Annotated in this window: 1 protein-coding gene and 1 pseudogene; both read right to left on the bottom strand. The window is 55.4% G+C overall.

The annotated features are described in order from the left end of the window. A pseudogene (locus tag AB7U36_RS18650) lies at nt 1-254 on the bottom strand (hypothetical protein); the annotation flags it as partial. 281 nt (nt 255-535) lie between these two features. Next, nucleotides 536-4726 (bottom strand): AAA domain-containing protein (locus tag AB7U36_RS18645; protein ID WP_428161163.1); only part of this gene is annotated, 4191 nt, incomplete at its 5' end.

Below are 4726 nucleotides of genomic sequence, written 5' to 3'. Positions count from 1 at the left end.
ATCACCTGTTGAAGAGGGTAGGTCTTCAGATAAAAGAGGATAAAAAACAACCGTTCTCCGACCGACTGGAGTTTCGGTTTACGTCCTCCTCCGGGCATCCGTTTTCGTTCTTTGTTCTTGTCATGGATTTCCATTACATAATCCTTTTCTGCTTTTTCAAAAACGGGCAGTAGAGAGTCGAATTCGGATTTTGTGAGACCCGTCATAGATATCATAGCAGAAGGATTTTTTATTGTAGTTTCATAAAAAATCATGAGGGAGGCTCCATTATAAAATTAAAAAACAATCAAACTGCCAGCATGTTTGCTGACAATGAAAGATGGCTCATGTTGCGTTTCGGGGGGTCTTATTTTTGGCTATAGCTTTAACTGCTTGAATTTAATGATAATTTACCAATGTCTTAAACCCTTGAAGACCCGGATAAATTTGAAATAATTTCATATAGTTATGGCCAAGTTGAATATATACGACCCTGAAGCACAACAAGAGCCTGAAAGATAATTATTATTTCCGAAAATGTCTAATATCAAAAATATTAAAGTGGGGATAACTGTTTGGGAAAATAAAATACCGCATTTTGAGTCCGGCAATGGGCCAGGAGCTGTTTGAAGCAGCAGTGTCCGGCCAGCAGGGCCTCTGAATCGGGAATGAGCGAGAAAAAGGCCTGGCTGCCCATGATGACCAGTTTTTTCCTGGCCCGGGTCATGGCCACATTGAGGCGGTTGGGGCTGTTTAAAAATTCGCTGGCCAGATGATCCGGGTCCGAGGCGGTGAGGCCGAAGAGAATGACATCCCGTTCGGCACCCTGGATTCGTTCCACTGTGTCCACAAGGGGCAGAAGGGTATTGTCCGGGTCCGGGGGGTGCTGGTCTGCCAGAATTTTCCCCAGCCGCTGGAGGATGGCATTGTTCTGGGCCCGGTGGGGGGTGATGATGGCCATCCGGTCCGGGGAAAGGCCGTGGCCCAGGATCAGGCGGCGGGCCAGGGCCGCCATGAGATCCGCCTCCACATCCGATTGCTGGGCGCATCCCTGGTGATCCGTTAATACCAGCGTAACAGGTTGTTTGGGATCCAGGATATCCCTGAGTATCGGATCTTCCTCTGCTGGATTGTATTTTTCGTCCGGCTCATTCAGGCAAAGCCGTGCATTTTCCACTGAAGGGTGTGGGCAAAGCCGGCTGTGGTACCAGGTTTTGGATGGGAATGCGCAGATTTCCCTGTTCATCCGGAAGGTGGTGTCCAGGGTGGCCTGGCACGCTTCCGGATACAGGTCCCGGATATTGGAGAGAATGGAGCTGTTCAGGCGCAGTTGGTTTTCATTGTTACCATTGTCATGGGGACCATAATTGCCCATGACAATGGGGGGAAGCTGGTGGACATCGCCCAGAAAAAGGAAATTTCCCCTGCCGTATATGAGACTGAGCAGGGCCTGGGGCACCGGGACCTGGGAGGCTTCGTCAAAAATCATCCAGTCCAGGGCCAGGGGAAAGCCTTTGTCCCTGCTGTTGAACAGGGAATAAAACCCGTATCCGGTGGCGCCTAAAATCAGCCAGGACCGGGTTGGCAGATCCCGGGCCTCCTTTGTATATTCCACTTTCATGGCGGCATGGCCCGGACTGGATGTTCCGGATTCAGGGGTGTTCTCCTCCCCCCATTTCACGCAAAGGCCCGGAAAATCACCCGGCAGATATTGGCTGGCCAGTTGGACCACTTTTTTCAATACCGTGTCAATGGCCTGGTGGGTCAGGGCGCTGATGCCGATGCGCAGGGGCTTTCCGGTTTCATGGGCTTCAAGGATCAGGGCGATGATGATCCATCCCAGCACATGGGTTTTCCCTGTGCCGGGCGGGCCCTGGATCATGGCGGTGCGGTATTGGAACGGGAGCCTCAGGGCCTGCTGCTGGGACGGGTTGAGGCCGTGGTTGTCCCGGGCCAGCCATTTTTCCACCCAGGCCCCTGATGCCGGTGTCCGTTTTTCCAGGGCTGTCCCGGCCAGAAGCTGCCTCAGACGGAGATATCTGTCTTCTGAAAACAGGGTCTGGGCGGCGTGAAGCAGTTTTTCCCGGTTCCAGTCATCCATATCTTCTTCAAGGGAGTAGAACAATTCTTTATTGAGATTGATCTTGCCGGACCGGGAAAGCAGCCCGATGTCACCGGCTTGCCTGTTATATTCCACCATGATCACGGGAAAGCCGTTTTGCAGATCAGCCATGCCATGGGGCACCAGTTTTAAAAAATCCCCCTGGCGGAATTTGGCCGGCCAGGTCTGGTCGGTGGGCCTGAAGAGATTGATAAAGCGCCCGAAGCTGTCCAGCCGGGTCCGGATGAATTTCAGGTATCCCAGGGACCTGAACCGCAGCATCCGCTCTTCCAGGGGCTGCTCCTGGAGCATCATGATATCTGCCTCTTTCAGGCGTTGTTCCTCCTGGATAAATGTGGTATAGGGCCGGGCCTTTTTGTCGCCAGGGTTGGCTTGGTTGCTGACAGGGGGCCATTCCCTGATCCACTGGCTTTCCAGCCGGGACACGGCGGTCTGGTAGAGTTCTGCCATGAGCCCGAGGCATTGTCTGGCCTGGGCTGCAGCCTGGGCTAGATCGCTGATGAATCCGCTGTTGTGGTGGAACAGGGTGGGGGGCGGTGCCGGGAGGGTCTGGCATTTGAAGATGCGGCCCAGGGTATACAGGGATGCTGTGCCCGGCGCGGGCATATAAAAATGGGCGGCCAGGACCTTTTGTATATCTGTCCAGGCAGAGGGCTGGGTTTGGCCGAGGAATTCCCAGGATGGGTCCTGTGCCTCTCCGGGCCATTCGACCCATTGATTCAGGGCAGCCGGTGTCTGGGCACCAAAATGGAAGAGATGGGGGCCCTGGCCGGCATGGATGCTTTGTTCCCACACCCGGGCCAATTCCCTTAAAAAGGTTTGCCGGACTGCCTGGCGCTCCGCTTGGGTTTCCATGGTCCATACCTTTGATTCAACTATTGTCCGGCCGTCTGTATCCAGGACCTGCCACCCCAGGACCCGGGGCAGGCCGTCCAGGGGATCTTTTTCCAGGTGGATGAAAATGGGCCTGGACAGGTTGGCCGGGAACTGGTGGGTCTTTTTTTTGTGGCAGCGGATGCGGCCGCTTAAAAAGGCATCACACCATCCCGTTAATTTTTTTTGCTGTCCCGGGGAGAGCAGAGCGGCTTGGTTTTCAAGGGCACCGGGGACCTGTTCAAGGGTGGTGCAGCCCATCTGTTTCAGGACAGCCAGTTCGCCTCTGGTTAATTTGGGCAGGAACCGGATCTCCTCGTGGGCCAGGGCATGGTGGTAGCAGCCGGGGAATCCGGAACAGGCGGTACACAGGTTTTGGAGCCTGTAATCTGCACGGGCCGGCAGGCCGGACAGCACATGGCCAAGGTGGTGCAGGAGCGTGGGCAGGGTTGCCATGTATGGGGTTAAATCAAATTCATGGATCTGATACGGTGCTGTTTCCCGGACATCGCCCAATGGCGGCGGGGTAATGATGAACCCGTTGGGGGAGACCCGGGCAGGCAGGTTGCAGCGGTCAATAATTTGTTCCAGTGCCAGGGCATAGAAAGCCACCTGCCATTTATGGTGGTATCCTGGTTTCTGGCTGCGCTTGATATCCCCGGCTTGAATGATTGCCTGTCCGTCTTCGCCCGGGGACAGTTTCAAAAGATCGGGGATGCCGATACCTGTGATATGGGGAAATTGACGGATGGGCCCTTCTGTTGTGAGATAGCACTGGGACAGCCAGACCGGCGGGTCTTTTTCCGGATCACGGACAGCCAGTTGCGCTATTGTTTCTTCCAGCAGCTTAACCGAAGGGGCCCACCGGGGCTCTTCAGCGGCTGCCGGTTCCGGGACCGCCAGGTGGTTCCCCTGTTGTTCAAGGGCGGCCAGCACTGCCTGTTCATGTTGGACTCCCTGCTCCCGGACAAGGGCCATGATATGGTCCTGCTCTTTTACGGGATGGGCCAGGCCAAGGTATGACAGACAGAACCGGCGGTCACACTGGCCGTGAAACATATAATCACTGACCATGGTGGCGGTGAGTGCCCGGGCGTCGGACCGGTCCGGATCAAGGCAGGGAGCCTGCCGTCCGATGGCAAAAAAGGGGGATAAAAAGGGTGAATATTCCGGCGGTGTTGCTGTCTGTTTTTCATGGGACAGGAGCGCGGCTCCGGCTTCCATCTCAAAGTCCAAAGATTCACCGGCAGCCATGGGCAAGGGTCCGGAAAGATCAGCCATATCCCCGGAAACGATATCCGAACCCGATTCAAGATACCGGGCAAAGGTATCTGCCACCCGCGGGTCAAAGAGGAAATCCGCCACCTCTTCAACCATCTGTTTCCGGGGCAGGGTCCGCCAGAAAATACTCAAGGGAATCAGGCTGCGCAGCACCCTGAAATGGGCTAAGACCCAGGTGTGAAATGCCTTTTCTGTAACGGGCAGGTTCAGTTTTTGAAAGTCAATCCAGCAGGCGCATTCCACCCCGGTTTCGCTGGAGGCCACTTCCAGGCCATCATCCTGGAAATGATCCCGGACAGCCCATTCCAGCACCAGGTTGCCGGCAGACCCCAGAAAGGTGCGGAAATGGAACCTTGCCCGGGTTCCCGGAACCACCTCAATGCCGTTGGCCAGAACCACCCGGTTTTCAGAAGATGACAGTTCCCGGCGGAATAATTTCTGGGTCCGGGCCATGAGGCCGCTGTCCCGGGG

Source organism: Desulfobacter sp., from assembly GCF_050177295.1.
The sequence above is the reverse complement of the archived record's forward strand: the minus strand, read 5'-3'. Positions and strand labels throughout refer to the sequence as shown.